The organism is Streptococcus sp. 27098_8_23, from assembly GCF_041432195.1.
In the GTDB taxonomy this organism is placed as follows: Bacteria; Bacillota; Bacilli; order Lactobacillales; family Streptococcaceae; genus Streptococcus.
The window spans coordinates 770,566-792,735 of sequence record NZ_JAPVZF010000001.1 but is presented as its reverse complement, the minus strand read 5'-3'; the positions used below and the strand labels follow the sequence as shown (position 1 = coordinate 792,735).

Annotated in this window: 13 protein-coding genes and 1 pseudogene; 12 read left to right on the top strand and 2 right to left on the bottom strand. The window is 40.7% G+C overall.

Going from position 1 to position 22,170, the window contains the following annotated elements; all coding sequences use genetic code 11:
* The 3 genes from O3652_RS03890 to O3652_RS03880 all read left to right on the top strand — a co-directional run.
* Positions 1–968 (top strand): collagen binding domain-containing protein (locus O3652_RS03890; RefSeq protein WP_371590081.1); only part of this gene is annotated, 968 nt, incomplete at its 5' end.
* Positions 969–1,560: 592 nt separating this feature from the next.
* A complete protein-coding gene (locus tag O3652_RS03885) occupies positions 1,561–4,923 on the top strand; it encodes a Cna B-type domain-containing protein (protein ID WP_371590080.1) in 3,363 nt (1,120 codons plus the stop codon).
* Between the two features lie 207 nt (positions 4,924–5,130).
* Positions 5,131–5,871 (top strand): class I SAM-dependent methyltransferase, encoded by a 741-nt coding sequence (locus tag O3652_RS03880; RefSeq protein ID WP_125413738.1) that lies wholly within the window; start codon positions 5,131–5,133, stop codon positions 5,869–5,871.
* A gap of 81 nt (positions 5,872–5,952) precedes the next feature.
* Here the strand turns inward: O3652_RS03880 and O3652_RS03875 are convergent, their stop codons facing one another.
* A complete protein-coding gene (locus O3652_RS03875; RefSeq protein WP_008281343.1) occupies positions 5,953–6,312 on the bottom strand; it encodes a DUF3397 domain-containing protein in 360 nt (119 codons plus the stop codon).
* Between the two features lie 91 nt (positions 6,313–6,403).
* On the opposite strand from O3652_RS03875, the gene O3652_RS03870 reads away from it, so the two are divergent.
* The 5 genes from O3652_RS03870 to O3652_RS03850 are packed head-to-tail and all read left to right on the top strand — an operon-like array spanning position 6,404 to position 11,104.
* Positions 6,404–7,342, top strand: a complete 939-nt coding sequence (locus O3652_RS03870; protein ID WP_070567050.1) for a TIGR01212 family radical SAM protein — start codon at positions 6,404–6,406, stop codon at positions 7,340–7,342.
* A 1-nt stretch (position 7,343) separates the two neighbouring features.
* Positions 7,344–7,901, top strand: a complete 558-nt coding sequence (locus tag O3652_RS03865; protein WP_070567047.1) for a class I SAM-dependent methyltransferase — start codon at positions 7,344–7,346, stop codon at positions 7,899–7,901.
* Complete coding sequence (locus O3652_RS03860) at positions 7,894–8,148, top strand: hypothetical protein (RefSeq protein ID WP_000361094.1); 255 nt, start codon at positions 7,894–7,896, stop codon at positions 8,146–8,148. Before O3652_RS03865 ends, O3652_RS03860 begins: the two co-directional genes overlap by 8 nt.
* A gap of 11 nt (positions 8,149–8,159) precedes the next feature.
* A complete protein-coding gene (locus O3652_RS03855; RefSeq protein ID WP_371590079.1) occupies positions 8,160–10,214 on the top strand; it encodes a cation:proton antiporter in 2,055 nt (684 codons plus the stop codon).
* 29 nt (positions 10,215–10,243) lie between these two features.
* Complete coding sequence (locus O3652_RS03850; protein WP_000759520.1) at positions 10,244–11,104, top strand: YihY/virulence factor BrkB family protein; 861 nt, start codon at positions 10,244–10,246, stop codon at positions 11,102–11,104.
* 39 nt (positions 11,105–11,143) lie between these two features.
* On the opposite strand, the gene queA is transcribed toward O3652_RS03850, so the two are convergent.
* Positions 11,144–12,172, bottom strand: a complete 1,029-nt coding sequence (queA, locus tag O3652_RS03845; protein ID WP_371590078.1) for a tRNA preQ1(34) S-adenosylmethionine ribosyltransferase-isomerase QueA — start codon at positions 12,170–12,172, stop codon at positions 11,144–11,146.
* Between the two features lie 146 nt (positions 12,173–12,318).
* Here queA and O3652_RS03840 point away from each other — a divergent pair, with 146 nt between their 5' ends.
* The 4 genes and pseudogenes from O3652_RS03840 (at position 12,319) to O3652_RS03825 (ending at position 22,125) form a co-directional block, all read left to right on the top strand.
* A complete protein-coding gene (locus O3652_RS03840; RefSeq protein WP_125413734.1) occupies positions 12,319–13,026 on the top strand; it encodes a glucosamine-6-phosphate deaminase in 708 nt (235 codons plus the stop codon).
* 291 nt (positions 13,027–13,317) lie between these two features.
* Positions 13,318–21,021, top strand: coding sequence for an Ig-like domain-containing protein (locus tag O3652_RS03835; RefSeq protein WP_371590076.1), 7,704 nt, complete (start codon positions 13,318–13,320; stop codon positions 21,019–21,021).
* 212 nt (positions 21,022–21,233) lie between these two features.
* Positions 21,234–21,488: pseudogene (locus O3652_RS03830) on the top strand (class I SAM-dependent methyltransferase); the annotation flags it as partial.
* Positions 21,489–21,501: 13 nt separating this feature from the next.
* Positions 21,502–22,125: a Type 1 glutamine amidotransferase-like domain-containing protein gene (locus O3652_RS03825; protein ID WP_125413790.1), complete on the top strand. Its 624-nt coding sequence runs from the start codon at positions 21,502–21,504 to the stop codon at positions 22,123–22,125.
* The last annotated feature ends 45 nt before the right edge of the window (positions 22,126–22,170 follow it).

Below are 22,170 nucleotides of genomic sequence, written 5' to 3'. Positions count from 1 at the left end.
GTACATACACTTTCCATGAGGAAGCAGCTCCAACAGGTTACCTCAAAGTAACGGACATCACTTTCCAAGTCAAACTTGATGGCACAGTGGAAGTGACAAACGTTGGTGAGAAAGACTCTAAGGGTGAAGAAAACAAAGTTGCCACAAACGGTTCAACTGTAACTGTAACCGATAAAGACGATGACCTCCCACGTAAGATTACCTTCAGTAAGGTTAGCCTTGGTGGTACGGAAATCGCAGGCGCTCAAATCAAGATCTATAAGGGCGATAAGGCAGAAGGTACAGCTGTAGAAAGCTGGACTTCAGAAGCTGGTAAGTCTAAAGATCTCAACTTGGCACCAGGTACTTACACCTTCCATGAGGAAGCAGCCCCAACAGGTTACCTCAAAGTAACGGACATCACTTTCCAAGTCAAACACGACGGCACAGTGGAAGTGACAAATGTTGGAGAAAAAGACTCTAAGGGTGAAGAAAACAAAGTTGCCACAAACGGTTCAACTGTAACTGTAACCGACAAAGACGACGACCTACCACGTAAGATTACCTTCAGCAAGGTAAATCTAGCAGGTGAAGAAATCGCGGGCGCAAAAATCCAAATTTTCCGTGGAGAAAAAGTTGCAGGTAGTCCTGTGGCTGAATGGACTTCAAAGGCCAATCAATCACATGTACTTGATTTGACTCCAGGAGTATATACTTTCCATGAAGAGGCCGCTCCAACTGGATACTTAGCAGTAACAGATATTACATTCCAAGTTAACTACGACGGAACTGTAACAGTGGTAAATGCTAGTGGAAATCAGGTTGAGTTTAAGGATGGTAAGTTAGTAGTAACGGACCAAACTGAACCAGAAAATCCTAACCTACCAAACACTGGAAGTGAATCTGGACAAGCTGCATTAGCAGCAGGTTTAGCTCTTCTAGCTTTAGGTGCAGGTCTTGTAGCAACTAAACGAAGAAAAGAAGACTAATCTCATTTAGTAGCCAATAAGTACAGTAAAGAAAGATCAGGGATAACCCCCTGGTCTTTTTTTATGGTTCAGAATAATGAAATATGCTAAATTAAACTATTTATCAGGATGGGATATGACTATTGCTAGATTTCTTCTGAGTTTTACTTATATAAAATAGTTTGGATAATTATTAAGATGCATCAAACTTATAAATAAATGGAATGTTTTGTGCAATGTTTCTTTCTGTTTGTTTAAAAGAGAAGTTGTTCGTAAGTGTACACTATACTTAAAGAAACTTCAGTCTGATGAAAGAATTAGTTTTTATGGCAGTAATTTTACACTGTGTCAATATTTTCAAAAGGCAATAACCTCATAATATTACAAAAAAAGTTAATTTTGTTTTATAATGAAATTAAAGGAGGTTTCTATATTAAAAATAGAACAAATATGATAAATAATGCATTCACATATAGTTATGAAACATGTTAATATGATGTAACGTATTCAATAACCCTCATGGATTTCAACGAATTCGAAAGGAGATGAGTGTTGAGGTTTTATAATCATAGTTTGTCGTTTTAATGTTTTCGGTAATTTAGAAAGGAAGATTATGAAGAACAAGAAATTTTGGTTACCCATCCTAACTTCTCTGGCCTGTTTGCTAGGGATAATCTTTGCTCCAAATTCAGTTCAAGCAAAGGAACTGAAGAACGTTATCAGTAATATTGGAATTTGGGAGGTTGATAATGGTAAGTTTATAAAACCAGATGCGAATGGTGTTTATACACTTTCTCCTGAACATCATAACTATTCAAATTATAAATTCACTGTTGATTACGATTTGAGCGCCTATGATGGTAAATTAGAGGACGGTGATACCTTTACCTTTACTGTTCCGAGCCCTTTAACTGTTAGAAATGAAACTTTTGATTTAAAAGATAAGGAAACAGATCTCGTTATCGGAGAAACTCAAATTGTATCAAACGGGGATAATAATGGTGGTAAGGCGACTATTACATTAAAAAATCTGAAAACCTATCTTGAGAAAAAAGGTGGCTATCAAGTCCAAAACGTTAAAGGAAATTTCTTTGTTGGTTTTAGTTCTAAAAATGAATTAAGCAATGAAACGCTCCGTTTTGATAAGACGGAAACCATAAATGAAATCACCCATCAAATCAAGGTTAAAAAAGGTGATACGGCTGATTATTCTGAAGGAATCGGTCGAGCTAATTTCAATAAATATCATGGTTTGATTTACAAAGAGGATTGGACATCCAAGGCTCTAAATAAGAGTGGAAAATACTTACACAGCTGGTATGTTCGTGTTAATCCGAAACAAGCAGCCTATAATAAAATTGAAATTCATGACTGGGTAGATCCAAACGCTTCGCCAATGCAGATGATTCCTGAAACATTTAGCGTCACGGCAGGTTGGTATGATCAATATTATTACTTTAAAGATGAGGTTGTCTTAGAAGCTGGTAAGGATTACCAAGTAAAATGGAATGATTCTTACACAGAATTTACTTTAACAATTAACAATGCATCTTCAATTCTTGCGAAGAACGGTAAACCAGCAGCATTTCGAATTAATTATAAAACAAGTGCTCCAGCTGATGGCACACAAGTCCAAAACAATGCTGAAATGAAGGGTGATGACCAGATTCTAACATATGACGACTATAGTAATAAGACAGTCGTTAAGCAAATCGGAAACTCAGTCGTTGCTTCTGGCGGTACAATTCAGTTGGAAACAGGTTACCGTATCATTCTTTACAAGGTCGACGAGCTGACTCATGACCGTCTAAAAGGAGCAAAATTCAAGATTACTCCTCCGGCAGGAGCTACGGCTAAAGAAGAAATTGTAACGACAAATGATGACGGAATTGCTGAGTCATCTATTTACTCAGAAAGTGATATCAAGAAAGGGAACTTTACAGTAACCGAGATTGAGGCTCCTGAGGGATATGAGTTAAATCCTACTCCATTTGAGATGACTGTTGGACAAGATGGAGCTATCAAAACAGTTACAAATAAACGTAGCAAAGCTAAAGCTAAGATTAAAGCTAATAAAAAACTTACAGGACGTGAGTTGAAGGCTGAAGAGTTTGAATTCACTTTAACAGACCAAGATGGTAAGGTGAAAGAAACTGTGAAGAATGACAAAGACGGAAACATTGCTTTCTCAGAATTGGAATTCGACAAAGCAGGGACTTATACCTTTAAAATTGCTGAAAAAGCTGGCAGTGATACAGGCATCAAGTACGACACTAAAACTGTTACGGCTACAGTTACTGTAGCGGACAAGGGTAAAGGTGCACTTGAAGCAACTGTTTCTTACGATGATGAAAAAGCTTTCGAGAATACTTACACTCCAGCAAAAACGGAAGTTCCTGTGAAGAAAGTATGGAAGGACGAGAACAACCAAGATGGTAAACGCCCATCTTCTGTCACAGTTAAATTGCTTGCAGATGGTCAAGATACTGGTAAAACACTTGAATTGACTGAAGCAAATGGTTGGGCTGGAAGCTTCAAAGACATTGATGCTGATAAAGGCGGAACACCTATCCAGTACACGGTAGTAGAAGTAACTGTTGCTGGTTACACTTCTGAAATTACTGGTGATGCTGCATCTGGATTCGCCATCACAAATAGCTATTCACCAGAAACAGTTGATGTAAAAGCAACTAAGAACTGGGATGACGCTAATAACCAAGATGGCAAACGTCCAACTAAGATTACAATCAATCTTTTAGCAGACGGTAAGAAAGTTGATTCGAAAGAAATTCAGGCTGCTGCAGATGGAACATGGGCTGCTACATTCGAAAAATTAGCAAAATATAAAGCTGGTAAAGAAATCAAATACACTGTAACAGAAGAAGCCGTAGCAGAATACGAAGCGACTATTACAGACTTTACCATCACAAACAAATATGCTCCTAAAGAAATCGACTACAAGGTAACAAAAGTATGGAACGACGCGAACAACCAAGATGGTAAACGTCCTGAGTCCGTAACGGTTCAACTTTATAAAAAAGTAGGAGATGCAGATCCAGTAGCTGTTGAAGGTAAGAAATTAACCTTGACAGCTAAGGATAAGACGGACGCTAACATTTGGGTAGCATCCTTCACAAATCTTCCACAGTACGAAGCTGGTAAAGAAATCACTTACTCTATCAAGGAAGTGGATGTACCAGCTGGTTACGAAGCCTCTGTGACTGGTCAAGTAGTGACAAACACCTATAACCCAGAAACAGTTGTTCTTTCAGGAACTAAGGTGTGGAAAGATAACAACAACCAAGACGGTAAACGTACAACATCTGTGAAAGTTCAAATTCTTAACGGCGACAAGGTTGTTCAAGAAATTGAAGTTTCAGAAAAAACTGGCTGGAAGTTCGAATCTAAAAAACTTCCTAAGTATGAGAATGGTAAAGAAATCAAGTATACTGTCAAAGAAACTGCTATGACAGAATACAAAGCAACCATCACTACAGATAAGGATGGCAAGTACACCATTACCAACGAACATACTCCAGAAAAAACAGCTGTAAAAGGTCATAAGATCTGGAAAGATGAAGATAACAAAGATGGCATCCGTCCAGCATCTATCACCGTAAAACTTCTTGCAGATGGTAAGGAAACTGGTCAGACAGCTACAGTGTCAGAAACAAGTGGCTGGACTTATGAGTTTACAGGTCTTGATCGTTATCAAGAAGGTAAGGAGATTGCCTACACTGTTGAAGAAGTGAATGTTCCAGATGATTATACAGCTTCAGTAGAAGGTTACAACATTACAAATACGCACACTCCTGAAAAACCAACACCTGGTAAACCAAATGAACCAGGTAAGCCTAAAAAAGGTGGGGAATTACCTAATACAGGAAGCGAGTCTAACCAAGCGGCTCTAGTAGCTGGGATCGCACTTCTTGGATTGGGAACAGGATTCTTGGCAAGACGCAAAAAAGAAGATTAAGTTTTTTAAACGGTATCTTTCACGAAATGTTGCAACACAGTTTAAAAGTAGAAACAAGTGTCAATGGAAATTGGCACTTGTTTTTTTTGTAACTAACCCTGGTTCTACTACCGGATACAAGTGGATAGTTGCCACTTACTGAAAAGCTATTGTTTTTGCGATGAATTCCTCTATAATAGGTGACAAATAGAAAAGGAGATGTTGCATATGATTGAAACAAGATTACAAGATAAATTGAAGGCAGGTTTAGAGGTGGAAAATTTTCAAAAAGAAGGGGCTATCTATCTGTCTCTTAATCCTGATTATCTATCTGGAGATAATGCTAAATACATGACCATGTATAACCGTATGGCTCGCTGGTACGATATGAGTGAGAAATGGATAGGACCACTTCTCCACGGCAAAGCAATTGATAAGTTGAGAAGGGATCTGATGGAGGAAATAGAATGGAAAGATAATTTATCTGTTCTTTATGTCTCTATCGGGACTGGCCAAGACCTACGTTATATTCCTGATACAGTTGACCTGAAAAGTTTAGACTTTGTAGGGGTGGATATTTCTATCAGTATGCTAAAAAAATGCCAGAAATCTTGCGCTAAAAAGACCAATCTGCAACTTTTCCATGCTTGCGCGGAGGATCTACCCTTTGCGGATAATAGTTTTGACATTGTCTACCATATTGGCGGAATCAATTTTTTCAATGATAAGGCCAAGGCTATGCAGGAAATGCTACGAGTGGCGAAGCCAGGAACAAAAATTTTAATCGCAGATGAGACGGCTGACTATGTGGATCAGCAATATAAGAAAAATCATTTTAGTAAGGATTATTTCAAAGATGCTACTGTTGATTTGAGTGAAATTGAGAATGCTGTTCCAAGCGAAGTTAAGGAAAAGGAAATGAAACTTCTTTGGGATGGCAAATTCTACGCCTTAACATTTAGGAAATAAGAAAAAGTATCTTGGTAGAGCTTAGAAAGTAAGTATGAAGATAAAAATATTCCCTTAGACAGCTGTCTGAGGGAATGTTTTTTATGGGAGCATCATCAATTCGACAATCATAGCAATGTAGATGATTAAGGTAAGGAGAAAACCGGCTCTCCAGAAGAATTTGATGAATTTAGGGTAATAAAAACTTCGTTTTTTGACAAGGAAAAAGATTACAAGGAGGATTGCTAGGAGAGAAAGTGCGACTCCAAGTCGCGGTAGAAAGTTGTGGGTAAAGGCTTTAGCAGTAATCAGATAGTACTCAAATACCAAAAGTGGAAAAGCTAGATCCGCGAAATTAAATCCTATTTTCCTAAGTCCAAAAAGCTTGGTGACAATAAAGCAAACCACCAAGGTTAATATCAATAATAAAATAGATGCTATTTTCATTAAAATCATACCCATATTGTATCATAAAAAAACGCTAAAGGAAATGAGAAACAAGGGAATTTGTAGGAAAGTCAGGCTTTTGAGATTGTAGGTGTTTTTTGTTATAATGAAAGTTATGAAATCTTATAATACCTTGAATGATTATTATCGAAAACTTTTTGGAGAAAAGACTTTCAAAGTTCCTATTGATGCGGGATTTGACTGTCCAAATCGTGATGGAACTGTAGCTCATGGTGGTTGTACTTTTTGTACGGTTTCAGGTTCTGGAGATGCCATTGTGGCACCGGATGCCCCTATCCGTGAGCAATTTTATAAGGAAATTGACTTTATGCACCGCAAATGGCCAGATGTTAAAAAGTATCTAGTTTATTTCCAAAACTTTACCAACACCCATGAAAAGGTGGAAGTGATTCGGGAACGTTATGAGCAGGCTATCAACGAGCCAGGTGTAGTAGGAATCAATATCGGAACACGGCCAGACTGTTTACCCGATGAAACCATCGAATATTTGGCTGAGTTGTCGGAACGCATGCATGTGACGGTAGAATTGGGCTTACAGACAACCTTTGAAGCAACATCTGAGCTGATTAACCGTGCCCATTCTTATGAATTGTATGTGGAAACGGTCAAACGCTTGAGGAAATATCCTAAGATTGAGATTGTTTCCCATTTGATCAATGGTTTGCCTGGTGAGACTCATGAGATGATGATTGAAAATGTCCGCCGCTGCGTCACGGATAATGATATTCAAGGAATTAAACTGCACTTGCTTCACCTCATGACCAATACACGGATGCAGCGAGATTACCACGAAGGACGCTTGCAACTGATGAGTCAGGATGAGTATGTCAAGGTCATTTGTGACCAACTAGAAATCATTCCTAAGCATATCGTCATCCATCGAATTACAGGAGATGCACCTAGAGATATGCTGATTGGTCCTATGTGGAGCCTCAATAAATGGGAAGTGCTAAATGCTATTGAAACTGAGATGCGACGTCGTGGAAGTGTGCAAGGATGCAAGGCTGTAAAACAGGAGTTTTAAAATGAAAAGACCACTTGAGATGGCACATGATTTTTTAGCGGAAGTCGTGACAAAAGAGGATATTGTTGTGGATGCGACCATGGGTAATGGCCATGATACCCTTTTTCTAGCCAAGCTAGCTAAGAAAGTCTATGCCTTTGATATCCAGGAGCAGGCTTTGGAGAAAACCCAAGAGCGTTTGGATCAGGCAGGTATGACAAATGCCCAGTTAATCTTGCAAGGTCATGAGACACTAGACCAGTTTGTGACAGAAGCTAAGGCAGGGATTTTTAATCTGGGTTATCTGCCTTCTGCTGACAAATCCGTCATCACCCAACCTCAGACTACTATCGAAGCATTAGAAAAGCTGTGTCATTTGCTTGTCAAAGGGGGGCGGATTGCTATCATGATCTACTATGGTCATGAAGGAGGAGACACCGAGAGGGATGCTGTATTGGAGTTTGTTAGCCAGTTGAACCAACAAGAGTATACAGCTGCCATTTATCGGACTCTCAACCAAGTTAATAATCCACCGTTTTTAGTTATGATTGAAAAATTAGAAAGGTATAGACATGGATAAACAATACCTTCGTGAGAAGCTTGAGGCAATGCGCCAAAATTTTGTCGAGTCAACGCATCACGAGCGAGCAGTCGGGGTGCTCGACGAAGCACATATGAGCAAGAAAATGCTTAAAATTAAGAAAAAATTAGTGGCTCTTGAAATGGAACGATGCCAGAAAAAAATTGAGCACAAAGACTGTTCTAAGATTGATCAGAAAATCCAAGAGCAAAAGGAGATTTTTGAATCTTGTTGTAAAAAAGATTAAGGAGGAATTGTGTGGAATTACTCATTTACTTGATTCTATTTTTATTTGTCTTAATCATTTCAACCACGACCAATAAACTTCTCCCTTTTTTGCCCCTTCCTCTTGTACAAATTCTTTTGGGGATTGGGATTGGTTTATTTGTTCCCGATGCGGACTTTCATCTCAATACAGAGCTGTTTCTAGCCATGGTTATTGGTCCCTTACTTTTCCGGGAGGCAGAAGAAGCGGATATTACGTCCATTTTGAAGCATTGGCGGATTGTCGTCTTTCTGATCTTTCCTGTGATTTTTATCTCGACCTTAAGCTTGGGGGGCATGGCTCACTTCCTTTGGATGACTCTTCCTTTGGCGGCCTGTTTAGCAGTTGGAGCGGCACTTGGGCCAACAGATTTGGTTGCCTTTGCATCTCTTTCTGAACGTTTTCGTTTTCCCAAACGGGTTTCTAATATCCTAAAAGGGGAAGGACTCTTAAATGATGCTTCTGGTTTGGTTGCCTTTCAGATGGCTCTTGCTGCTTGGACAACAGGAACGTTTTCATTCAGCCAAGCAGGAACTTCCCTAGCACTTTCTATCTTTGGTGGTTTTGTAGTCGGTTTTGTGACGGCTATGGTCAATCGTTTCTTGCATAGCTTTTTGCTGAGTGTACGAGCGATAGATATAGCCAGTGAACTATTGCTAGAGCTAAGTTTGCCACTCATGACCTTTTTCATTGCAGAAGAGTTTCATGTTTCAGGGATTATCGCAGTAGTGGTTGCAGGTATTTTGAAGGCCAGTCGCTTTAAGAAAATTACGCTCCTTGAGGCTCAGGTAGACACCGTGACGGAGACCGTCTGGCACACCGTGACCTTTATGCTAAATGGATCAGTCTTTGTTCTCTTGGGAATGGAATTAGAGTTGATAGCAGAGCCAATTTTGTCTAATTCTCTCTACAATCCCCTTCTTTTACTGCTTTCAGTTGTCGTTCTGACCTTCTTGCTTTTTGCGATCCGCTTTATCATGATTGCTGGTTTTTACTTTGTGAGGACGCGTCGACTTAAGAAAAAAATTCATAAGTACATGAAAGATATGCTTCTTTTGACCTTCTCTGGTGTCAAAGGAACAGTATCTATCGCGACCATTCTCCTCATACCAAGTCATTTGGAGCAGGAATATCCTCTGTTACTCTTCCTTGTAGCAGGCGTTACACTATTGAGCTTTCTAACAGGTTTATTGGTTCTCCCTCACTTATCTGAAGAACAAGAGGAAAGCAAGGATCATTTGATGCATATAGCGATTCTGAATGATGTAGCTGCAGAATTAGAAAAAGAGCTGGACCATCACAAGAACAAACTTCCTCTTTATGCAGCTATTGATAATTACCATGGTCGGATTGAAAACCTCATCCTTAGTCTGGAAAATAAGAGAGTCCAAGAGGACTGGGAATCCCTAAAGCTTCTTATCTTGAGTATTGAGAGTGACGGTTTGGAGCAAGCCTACGAAGAAAATAGAATCAGCGAGCGTGGTTATCGAGTTTACCAACGGTACCTAAAAAACATGGAGCAGAGTATCAATCGGAATTTCGCTTCTAGAGTGACTTATTACTTCCTAGTTTCCTTACGGATACTGCGCTTTCTACTTCATGAAATGTTTACCTTTGGCAAAACTTTCCGTAGTTGGATGAATGAAGAATCTCGTAAACTACTAGCAGTTGACTATGATCAGATTTCAGAGTTGTATTTGGAAAATACAGAGCTGATTATCGAGAGTTTGGAAAACCTAAAAGGGGTTTACAAGAGTTCTCTGATTAGTTTTATGCAAGAGTCTCGTCTACGCGAGACGGCCATTATCGGAAGCGGTGCCTTTGTTGAGCGGGTTATCAATCGCATCAAGCCAAACAATATCGATGAAATGCTACGAGGCTACTATCTCGAACGTAAGGCAATCTTTGAATACGAAGAAGCTAAACTGATAACAGCCAAGTATGCCAAAAAACTACGCCAAAATGTGAATAATTTAGAAAATTATTCTCTGAAAGAGGCCGCAAATACTTTACCTTATGATATGCTAGATTTAATCAGAAGAACTTAGATGATGAAGAAAATGACGGAGGATGGAACATGAAAAAGTGGTGGAAAGAGCTGATGGACAGGCCCTTATTGAAAGCTTTTTTGCATTATTATCAAGCATCTGATAGCGAGTTGACCAGTGTCGCTGTTGCCTACTATTGGTTGATTTCAATCTTTCCTTTGCTGATGATAATGGTCAATATCTTGCCTTATTTTCAGATTCCGGTCTCAAATTTTTTACTTACGATCAAGGAATTTTTGCCTGATACGGTGTATGATGTGGTCGCCAAGATTGTCCGAGAAGTTCTGACTCAACCATCGACTGGTTTGCTGAGTTTTGCCGTTTTATCTGCACTCTGGACCTTTTCGAAATCAATGGATTTCCTCCAAAAAGCTTTTAACAAAGCCTATGGGGTGACCAAGAGTCGAGGAATTATCTCCCATCAGTTGATGAGTCTACTTGTTAGTTTTGGCTTGCAGATTCTTTTTGCTCTAGCCTTGTTTTTGAGTATGTTTGGTCGTATGTTGCTCAACCTTCTCAAAACTTACTGGCAATCAGACAGTCCGTTATTTTCCTACCTGCAAGACTTTACAGGTCCTCTGGTCTATGCCTTGATCTTTGCCATTCTAGTTATGATCTATTACTTCCTTCCAAAAGTAAAAGCACCACGAATCCGCTATGTTTTACCAGGAAGTGTCTTTGTCTTGCTAACTCTTATCTTTTTATTGAATATCTTTTCTGTCTACGTCAATAGTTATGTTAATCATCTAGTTGACGTTCGATTTTTCAGTTCCATTATCGTGGTGGTTATGATGTTCTGGTTTATTCTCATTGCAAAGATTTTGATTATCGGAGCAGTTATCAATGCCAGTGTTCAGAGTTTGAAAGATCCAAAGTTTAGCATGGAATAATTAGAAAAATCCCTATTAGGTTTCCTAATAGGGATTTTCTTAATAGATAAACATGGCATCTCCAAAACTGAAGAAGCGGTAGTGTTCTTGGATGGCATGGTGATAGGCATCTAGGACTAAGTCACGACCGGCAAAGGCAGAAACTAGCATAACAAGAGTTGACTTGGGCAGGTGGAAGTTGGTTGAAAAAGCATCCACAACCTTCCAGTCGTAGCCTGGTTTGATAAAGATATTGGTCCAGCCAGAATCTGCTTGGATTTGCCCATCAAACTTGGAACCGATGGTTTCCAGTGTGCGGATAGAAGTGGTTCCTACAGCGATGACACGGCCTCCATTTTCCTTGACAGAGCGAAGGGTAGCAGCTGCTTCATCAGAAAGTTGGTAGAACTCCGAGTGCATTTCATGTTCGTCCAGATTGTCAACAGAGACAGGTCTAAAGGTTCCGAGTCCGACGTGAAGAGTGAGATAGACCAGATGAACACCTTTGGCTTGGATTTCTGCTAGCAGTTCTTTGGTGAAGTGCAGTCCAGCAGTCGGTGCAGCAGCAGAGCCACTCTCTTTAGCGTAGACCGTTTGATAACGTTCACGGTCATCCAATTTTTCATGGATATAAGGTGGTAGTGGCATTTCACCTAGACTTTCCAAAACTTCTAGGAAAATTCCTTGGTATTCAAAGTGGACGATGCGGCCCCCGTGGGTCAATTCTTCTGTAACGACAGCGCTGAGGCGACCATCACCAAAGCTGACACGAGTACCAACCTTGAGGCGTTTGGCAGGTTTAGCCAGAACTTCCCACTCATCACCACTAGTATTTTTGAGTAGGAGAAGTTCCACATGGCCTCCTGTCTCTTCCTTTTGACCATAGAGGCGGGCAGGGAGAACGCGAGTGTCGTTCATGACAAGGGCATCACCAGGTTCCAGCATGTCGATAATGGAGTGGAAGTGTCTATCCTGCATTTCTCTCGTATCACGATTAACGATAAGGAGTTTGGAGGAATCTCGTTTTTCAAGTGGCGTTTGGGCAATCAGTTCCTCAGGTAAGTGGAAATCAAAATCAGCTGTATTCATTTTTTCATCATTCTTTCTAACTTCTAATCTTATCCATTATAACATGTTTCAAGTTTAGACGCTCTTTTTTTAGAAATTAAATCGTTTTCACTTGACAAAAATTGGTCTATACCATATAATAAATATAGAAACATGGAGGATATAAAATGAAAGTTATAAAAGTTGAGAATCAAGTCAAAGGTGGAAAAGTAGCTTTTGAGATTTTGAAGGAAAAATTGTCCAATGGTGCTCAAACATTAGGACTTGCAACAGGAAGCAGCCCGCTTGAGTTTTACAAGGAAATCGTTGAGAGTGACCTTGATTTTTCAAATCTAACCAGTGTGAACCTTGATGAGTATGTGGGGCTTGATGGGAATAATCCACAGTCTTATCGTTACTTCATGCAGGAAAACTTGTTCAACCAAAAACCATTTAAAGAAAGTTTCTTGCCTCGTGGGGTTAAGGACAATGCTGAAGAAGAAGTTGAACGCTACAATCAAATTTTAGCTGACCATCCTGTTGATTTGCAAATCTTGGGGATTGGTCGCAATGGACATATCGGCTTTAATGAGCCTGGCACTCCATTTGATAGCCAAACGCATCTAGTAGAACTTGATCAATCTACCATCGAAGCTAATGCTCGCTTTTTTGACAAGATTGAAGACGTTCCAACTCAAGCCATTTCAATGGGAATTAAAAATATCTTGAATGCCAAGTCAATTATTCTTTTTGCTTACGGTGAGTCAAAAGCAGAAGCTATTGCTGGAACAGTATCTGGCCCAGTGACTGAGAACCTCCCAGCAAGTAGTCTACAAAACCACCCTGATGTGACTATTATCGCTGATGCAGAAGCGCTCAGCTTACTTGAAAAATAAAAATTACACGAACCACTTGCTCTTTGGAGTGAGTGGTTTTTTGATTCTTATAAGCTAGAAGTGAAATTTTGATAATTTTGGTTTAAACTATAAAATATTTGAATAAAGAAATTATATAAATTTTAATGCAGGAAAAAATATAACAAGATAATAATTGAAGTTAAGTATACGTAGTTTTTTTCTTTTATAATTTAAATAATAACTAAAATTTTTTAAGTTTACTTAGTAGCGAAGCTATAAAAAAAGTTGTATAATGTTCTGAGTTATAAAATTATAATTAAGGAGATTATAATGGGGAAAGATTTATTTAATCCACGCCTTCATAAGTTTTCTATTCGAAAACTAAATGTAGGTGTTTGTTCTGTGCTCTTGTCCACCTTGGTTCTATTGGGAGCAGCTACTCAAGTTAGTGCTGATGAGACGAGTGTGACAAACTCTTTAAACGAGGTAGCTAAAACAAACCTTGATAACACAACAGAGACTTCTATATCAGCTACAGATTCTAAAACATCGGAAAAGTCTGAAACACCATCTGTAGTAGAATCCTCTCAACCAACTAAAGAAACAGCAACTTCAAATTCTGGAACAGAGCCTGCTGATAAAAAGAACAATGACCAATCGGTTATCTCTGAAACATCACAGTCTCCTGTTGAGAAACCAGTTACTTCTCCAGAAGATAAATCTACAGAGAGTGCTAAACCAGAAACTGCAGTTGCTCCAATAATTGCTGAACCTACTGAGACGTCTAGTGTTACTGAACAATCTACACGTTCTCGTAGAGTTCGTCGTGATACCCAGGCAACTTCAGTTGCACCAGCTAGTTATGCAGGTGCGGACGATGCGACTCCTGTTCCACGTACCTCTAAACCAGAATTGTCTGAATCAGAGAAGAAAGAAAGTACACAATTAGCAAAACAAATTAACTGGATTGATTTCTCTGATACAGCAAGCTTGAAAAACTTAGATCCTCAGGGAGGGTTTAAGATTGGAACTACTTATACGAAAGAAATTTCTCCTGGTTATGTAGTTACCTTGACAGTTACTGAGCTTAAACCATTCCACGCTACTGAAATTTATAAAAAGCGTGTGGAAGGAACTTCATCTGCTGGAACTTATGATCCAAATGCAACAAACAGTTATTTAAAAAACTGGAAAGATTATGGAAAAACTCCACCTCCTGTATCAGGTCAACCACAAGATAAATGGAGTACTATTGGTGGACAAGGTTTTGATACAAAAGGCCATAAAACTCAAATTATCGTACCAGTTGATGGTGTAAACTGGGGGGTTAAATTTAAAATAGAAGCCACTTATCGTGGAAAAAAAGTAAAACCAGCAGTTGTTATGGCTGATGGAGAAGATGCTAACCCTGGTGAATATGGTATTTTTACCACTAACGGTGAAGGTTGGGAATACGTAGGAGAATGGATGAAAGGTCCTCGTGCAAAAGGACCTTACACTGTTACGACTGAAGAACTTGTTAAGCAGGCTGACAAGACAACAAGAGGTGGTCTACTCATCCTAAAAGATAAGACTATCGATTGGAATAAGTTTTTGAGTCCTGATACAGTTACAGGTGGTCTGGGTAGTCAAGTATTTGGACCAATTGTTTCAGCAAGTAAAGCAGTACCAGTTGTAATGACCCGTGGGGCTTCTGAGGTAGGTTTTTATGTTGCGACCGCAGGGCAACAGGCACTTATGATGGGATTCTTGGTAGTTGATGGTGGTGATGCGCCAGAAAGTTACGGTGAAGCTCATCATACTATCTCTACACGCGATTCGATAACAAATGTTCAAATAAAGCAACCTTACTTAGGTTCTACAGAAGCAGATATCGATGTGGATTCTAAAAATGACTGGACTTCTGATGATCGTGAGGATGTTTCAGATGAAGGTCCGCAGCAATTGCTAACTGCTGATCAATATAGCAACACTAACGACCTCTTGGATTTAAACAAAGCTAAGAATGGCACTTATACCCTTAAGATTAAGGCTAATCCAAATGGTAATGCTAAAGCATATGTCAAAGCATGGGTGGACTTCAATAATAACGGGAAATTTGATGATAATGAAGGCAGTGTGGTTAAAGAAATAACTGCTAATGGAGATCACACTTTAACATTTAATGCAATTCCGAGTCTTAGTGGTGGATTGGTTGACCAACTTGGAATGCGTGTGCGTATTGCGACTAATGCAGGTGATATTGAGAAGCCTACCGGGACGGCATTTAGTGGTGAAGTTGAGGACATGTTGGTTCGTCGTACTTATCCACCTCAAGGTGAAAAGAAAGAAACAACTGGTCTTCAAGGTGAGACACAAAATGCTACAGTTCACTTCACACCTAAAGGACCAGATCGTTCAGATTTTGTAACTAATGCTAGCATGAGTAGCCAAGCGCCACAGGTTTTGGATAATCAAGGGAATGTCTTGACTCCAACTAACGGCAATACTTATGTGCGTCCTGAAGGGACCTATGTAGTGACTGCTAATGGTGATGATATCGATGTAGCGTTCACACCGAATGCTAACTTTACGGGAACTGCTGAAGGGATTAATATTCGTCGTACAGACTCAAACGGTTCATCAACTAACTGGCAATCAACTGATGCATCAAATCCAAATAAGAATGACATTTTGAACAATATGGATGGTCGCTACATTCCTACTGTTCGAAAGATACCAACATATGAATCGACTGGTGTTCAAGGCCAAGAACAAAACAAAAATCTAATCTTTAATGATGGCGATCCAGCTAAAACGCCAGTGACTCCAGATGCTTCACGCCCTGCGACCTTTGTGGATGCTAACGGCCAACCTATTACTGGTAACTCAGTTCCTGCTACATCCAATGGTCAGCCAGTTGGAACTTTTGAGTTAGACCCTAACACAGGTCAAGTCACTTTCAAACCTAACAAAAATTTTGTTGGTACCCCGGACCCAGTTACTGTTCAAGTAAATGATTCTAACGGTGTTCCTTACCGAGCACATTATAAACCGACAGTGACTAAGGTAACCCCAACTAGCACTAACGTAACCAGCACAGGTCCTCAGGGTGTTCCTCAAACAGGCACTCCAAGCTTCCAAGGTGGTGATCCACTGGTTCCAATCGATGAAACAGTGGAGCCAACCTTCGAAGATGGTAGCAAGGAAAAGAATATTCCAGGCCAAGGAACCTACACGATTGCACCAGACGGAACAGTAACTTTCACTCCAGACAAACAGTTTGTTGGAAACCCAACTCCAGTCACAGTCAAACGCGTAGATAAGAATGGCACCCCAGTCACTGCAACTTATAGTCCAGAGTTTACGAAAGTAACACCAACTGGTACGGGAGATAAGACAGAGGGTCTACAAGGTCAGGTCCAAGAAGGTAAAGTGACCTTCACACCAGGCCATGACTCTGTTCCATTCCCAGCTGATTCAACTCCACTATTTGACAACGGTACAACTGTGAAGGAAGTGCCAAATGTTGGTAAATTCGAAGTGGACGCAGAAGGCAAAGTGACCTTCACACCAGATAAACAGTTCAAGGGTGAAACACCAGAACTTGAATTGACTCGTGTGGATGTCAACGGAACTCCTGTTACTGTCAAGTACCAAGCGGTGGTGAAAGAAGTAACCCCAACTTCAACAGACGCCACTTCAAATGGCATCCAAGGTCAACCGCAAAAGGGTACCCCAACCTTCACAGAAGGTAATCCATTGGTTCCAATTGATGATACGAAACCAATGACTTTCGAAGATGGACAGTCAACGAAAACAGTTCCAGGTGTGGGTGAATACAGCATCAATCCAGATGGTTCTATCACCTTTACTCCAGAAAAACAATATGTTGGTACACCAACTCCAGTCACAGTGAAACGTGTAGATAAGAACGGTACAGAGGTTACTGCGACTTATACTCCAACAGTGACCAAGGTAACACCAACAGGGACTGGCGCAACGAGCACAGGTCCTCAGGGTGTTCCACAAACAGGCACTCCAAGCTTCCAAGGTGGCGATCCACTGGTTCCAATCGATGAAACAGTCGAGCCAACCTTCGAAGATGGAAGCAAAGAGAAGTCTATTCCAGGTCAAGGAACTTACACAATTGCGCCAGATGGAAGTGTGACCTTCACTCCAGATAAGCAGTTTGTAGGCAAACCAGATCCAGTCACAGTCAAACGCGTAGATAAGAATGGCACCCCAGTTACTGCATCCTACAGTCCAGAGTTTACGAAAGTGACTCCAACTGGAACCGGTGCAACAAGTACAGGTCCTCAAGGACTTCCACAAACTGGTACTCCAACTTTCCAAGGTGGCGATCCACTGGTTCCAATTGATGAAACAGTAGAGCCAACCTTCGAAGATGGAAGCAAAGAGAAATCTATTCCAGGTCAAGGGACTTACACGATTGCACCAGACGGAACTGTAACTTTCACTCCAGATAAACAGTTTGTTGGAAAACCAGACCCAGTTACAGTGAAACGTTTAGATAAGAACGGAACTCCAGTGACTGCGACTTACAGTCCAGAGTTCACTAAGGTAACACCAACTGGTTCAGGTGATAAGACAGAAGGTCTGCAAGGTCAGGTCCAAGAAGGTAAAGTGACCTTCACTCCAGGCCATGACTCAGTTCCATTCCCAGCTGCCTCAACTCCACTATTTGACAATGGTACAGCTGTGAAAGAAGTGCCAAATGTCGGTAAGTTTGAAGTGGACGCAGAAGGCAAAGTGACCTTCACTCCGGACAAGCAGTTCAAGGGTGAAACACCAGAACTTGAATTGACTCGAGTGGATGCTAACGGAACTCCTGTTACTGTCAAGTACCAAGCGGTGGTGAAAGAAGTAGTTCCAACCAGCACTAACGCAACCAGCATAGGTATCCAAGGTCAACCGCAAAAAGGTACCCCAACCTTCACAGAAGGTAATCCGGCTGTTCCAATTGATGATACGAAACCAATGACTTTCGAAGATGGACAGTCCACGAAAACAGTTCCAGGTGTGGGTGTGTATACCATTAACCTAGATGGATCTATTACCTTTACGCCGGATAAGAAATACTTCGGAACTCCAGATCCAGTAACAGTTAAACGAGTTGATAAGAACGGTACCCCAGTCACTGCGACTTATACCCCAACAGTGACCAAGGTAACACCAACAGGAACTGGCGCAACCAGCACAGGTCCTCAGGGTGTTCCACAAACGGGCACTCCAACCTTCCAAGGTGGCGATCCATTGGTTCCAATCGATGAAACAGTAGAGCCAACCTTCAAAGATGGAAGCAAAGAGATATCTATTCCAGGTCAAGGAACTTACACGATTGCGCCAGATGGTACAGTGACCTTCACACCAGACAAACAGTTTGTCGGAAACCCAGATCCAGTCACAGTGAAACGTGTGGATAAGAACGGCACCCCAGTTACTGCAACTTATAGTCCAGAGTTTACGAAGGTAACCCCAACAGGAACTAACGTAACCAGCTCAGGTCCTCAGGGTGTTCCACAAACAGGCACTCCAAGCTTCCAAGGTGGTGATCCACTGGTTCCAATTGATGAAACAGTTGAGCCAACCTTCGAAGATGGAAGCAAAGAGAAAACTATTCCAGGACAAGGAACTTACACGATTGCATCAGATGGAACAGTAACTTTCACTCCAGACAAACAGTTTGTCGGAAACCCAGATCTAGTCACAGTCAAACGCGTAGATAAGAATGGCACCCCAGTGACTGCGACTTACAGCCCAGAGTTTACTAAGGTGACTCCAACTGGAACCAGTGCAACAAGTACAGGTCCTCAGGGTGTTCCACAAACAGGAACTCCAAGCTTCCAAGGAGGTGACCCATTGGTTCCAATCGATGAAACAATTGAGCCAACCTTCGCAGATGGAAGCAAAGAGAAGACTATTCCAGGCCAAGGAACCTACACGATTGCACCAGACGGAACTGTAACCTTCACTCCAGACAAGCAGTTTGTTGGAAAACCAGATTCAGTTACAGTCAAACGTGTAGATAAGAACGGCACCCCAGTTACTGCAACTTACAGTCCAGAGTTTACTAAGGTGACTCCAACTGGAACCGGTGCAACGAGCACAGGTCCTCAGGGTGTTCCACAAACTGGTACCCCAAGCTTCCAAGGTGGTGACCCACTGGTTCCAATTGATGAAACAGTAGAGCCAACCTTCGAAGATGGAAGCAAAGAGAAGTCTATTCCAGGTCAAGGAAGCTACACGATTGCGCCAGACGGAACCGTAACTTTCACTCCAGACAAACAGTTTGTTGGTAAACCAGATCCAGTCACAGTCAAACGTGTCGATAAGAATGGTACAGAAGTCACTGCGACTTACAGTCCAGAGTTCACTAAGGTAACACCAACTGGTACGGGAGATAAGACAGAAGGTCTGCAAGGTCAAGTCCAAGAAGGTAAAGTGACCTTCACTCCAGGCCATGACTCAGTTCCATTCCCAGCTGATTCAACTCCACTATTTGACAATGGTACAACTGTGAAAGAAGTGCCAAATGTTGGTAAATTCGAAGTGGATGCAGACGGTAAGGTGACTTTCACTCCTGATAAACAGTTCAAAGGTGAAACACCAGAACTTGAATTGACTCGTGTGGATGCCAACGGAACTCCTGTTACTGTCAAGTACCAAGCGGTGGTGAAAGAAGTAGTTCCAACCAGCACTAACGCAACGAGCACAGGTCCTCAAGGTGTCCCTCAAACAGGCACTCCAACCTTCCAAGGTGGTGATCCACTGGTTCCAATTGATGAAACAGTCGAGCCAACCTTCGAAGATGGAAGCAAAGAGAAATCTATTCCAGGTCAAGGAACTTACACGATTGCACCAGATGGAACTGTAACCTTCACTCCAGACAAGCAGTTTGTTGGAAACCCAGATCCAGTTACAGTGAAACGTGTGGATAAGAATGGCACTCCAGTTACTGCGACTTACAGTCCAGAGTTTACTAAGGTGACTCCAACTGGTAAAGATACTTCTTCAGTTAACATTAAGGGTCTTGTTCAAACAGGTACGCCAACATTTGAAGGTGGTAATCCGCTTGTTCCAATCGATGAAACTGTGGCAGCAACATTTGAAGATGGATCAGCTGAAAAAGTGATTCCAGGTGAAGGAACTTATGCAATCTCACCAGATGGCAAAGTGACCTTCACTCCAGAAGCTAATTTTGTAGGAAAAGGAACAGGCGTAACGATTGTCCGCAAGGATAAGAATGGTACTCCAGTTACTGCAAGCTATCGCCCAACAGTTGTAGATCCATCTACTGGTCATGATACGGCTTCTACAGGAGCAAAAGGCCAACCACAAGTGGCAACACCAGTGTTTGAAGGACATATCGATTCGACTGTACCACCAACCTTTGAGGATGGTAGCACGACTATGGTTGTTCCGGGTGAAGGAAGCTATACAATTGATAAAGATGGTAAGATTACCTTTACACCAGAACCAGACTTTGTTGGTACAGCTAAAGGATTGGTTGTGAAACGTTTGGATGTGTATGGAAATGCAGTTACTGCTCGCTACACACCAACTGTCCTTGGACAAACACAAGTGAGTGATGCGACATCAGAAGGTCTTAAAGGTCAAACTCAGACTGGTAAACCAAACTTTACAGGTGATGTCGATCTGACAGTTCCGCCAACCTTTGAAGATGGAACAACTGAAAAAGTCGTTCCAGGTGAAGGAACTTATGTAATCTCACCAGATGGCACCGTCAACTTTACCCCTGAGGCAGACTTTGTAGGACAAGCCAAAGGTGTGAAAGTGATCCGTAAAGACCGTAATGGAAATATCATTTCAGGATTCTATACTCCAACAGTAGTAGAACTTCCTGTAGTTGAAAATCCAGAACAACAAGGTATTACAGAAGAAAGAACTACTAAAACTCTTCCAAATACGGGTTCTGAGGAGACATCTCACTTGACAGCTGGTCTATTGGCTGCTTTATCAGGTATGGGATTAATTTCTCTAGCACAAAGAAAAAAATCTGAGGAAGAATAATTAGTGGCGAAAGTCATCTAGTAAGTTGTTTTAGATACTTGATTGAAATGATTACATTCATTGCTATCTAAGAAGATGTCAGTCTAACAGAAAAAGAGAACCAATTGGTTCTCTTTTTTGGGTAATTGGTTTGAAAATCGTTTAATTATTCTGCATCAATTATTCACAATTTTACTAAAGTGGTATAATAAAGTTATTCAGAGGGGGCTCGAAGTGTTGATTTAATCACAGCATTTCAAACTCATTTTCATTGGCAGGATCTAGAGGCTTCTTTTATGGAACTTCGAAGAATACTCAAATCAGACGGGATGCTCTTACTGGCTTGTGAATATAATAAGTTGTCTTACTTTTTACCAGAGGTCCAAAGCGAAGAAGCATTTAGACGATTCTTGTTGTTAATAGGGTTTGAGCTTATAACTAGTCAAAGAAAGGGATCGTGGATCCTTTATAAAATTGTTAAACATTAATGGAGGTACAGTCATGAAACAATTATTTTTATGTTCATACTTTACTGGTGTCAAAAAGCTTTTTAGCGATTATGCAAAGGAAAAGAATCTAGAAAACAAGGTTTTATTTATTCCTACCGCTGGGAACAAAGAGGATTATACTGACTATATCGATGAGGCTCAGCAAACATTCAAAGATTTAGGATTTGAGATAGAGGTTCTAGATATTGCTTCTTGTGATCGAGAAACTGTACAGGCAAAGATTTTCCAAAGCAAAATTCTTTATATCTCTGGCGGGAATACCTTTTATTTATTGCAAGAATTAAAGAAAAAGCAACTCCTATCTCTTATCAAAGAACAAATAAGAGATGGGATGATCTATGTGGGAGAATCAGCAGGGGCTATCATTACCGCCAAGGATGTTGACTACAATAAGCTCATGGATGACAAGACGGTAGCGAAAGAGTTATCGGATACAACGGGATTGAATGAAGTGGAGTTTTACATCCTTCCACATTATGGTGAGGAGCCTTTTACTGATAGTAGCAAGAAGACCTTTGAAACCTATAAAAATCAGCTCGACTTATTGCGAATGAACAATTCACAAGCTGTTATTGTAAATGATAAAGAAATAAAAGTTGTTTCTGAACAGGATTAAAATATTTTTTTCGCTATTATGACATCTATTCTAATACATTATCTC

Bases quoted from the DNA above. Each gene is read 5' to 3' on its own strand.
- O3652_RS03885 (WP_371590080.1), top strand. From the start codon at position 1,561: ATGAAGAACAAGAAATTTTGGTTACCCATCCTAACTTCTCTGGCCTGT.
- O3652_RS03880 (WP_125413738.1), top strand. From the start codon at position 5,131: ATGATTGAAACAAGATTACAAGATAAATTGAAGGCAGGTTTAGAGGTG.
- O3652_RS03875 (WP_008281343.1), bottom strand. From the start codon at position 6,312: ATGGGTATGATTTTAATGAAAATAGCATCTATTTTATTATTGATATTA.
- O3652_RS03870 (WP_070567050.1), top strand. From the start codon at position 6,404: ATGAAAGTTATGAAATCTTATAATACCTTGAATGATTATTATCGAAAA.
- O3652_RS03865 (WP_070567047.1), top strand. From the start codon at position 7,344: ATGAAAAGACCACTTGAGATGGCACATGATTTTTTAGCGGAAGTCGTG.
- O3652_RS03860 (WP_000361094.1), top strand. From the start codon at position 7,894: ATGGATAAACAATACCTTCGTGAGAAGCTTGAGGCAATGCGCCAAAAT.
- O3652_RS03850 (WP_000759520.1), top strand. From the start codon at position 10,244: ATGAAAAAGTGGTGGAAAGAGCTGATGGACAGGCCCTTATTGAAAGCT.
- queA (WP_371590078.1), bottom strand. From the start codon at position 12,172: ATGAATACAGCTGATTTTGATTTCCACTTACCTGAGGAACTGATTGCC.
- O3652_RS03840 (WP_125413734.1), top strand. From the start codon at position 12,319: ATGAAAGTTATAAAAGTTGAGAATCAAGTCAAAGGTGGAAAAGTAGCT.
- O3652_RS03835 (WP_371590076.1), top strand. From the start codon at position 13,318: ATGGGGAAAGATTTATTTAATCCACGCCTTCATAAGTTTTCTATTCGA.
- O3652_RS03825 (WP_125413790.1), top strand. From the start codon at position 21,502: ATGAAACAATTATTTTTATGTTCATACTTTACTGGTGTCAAAAAGCTT.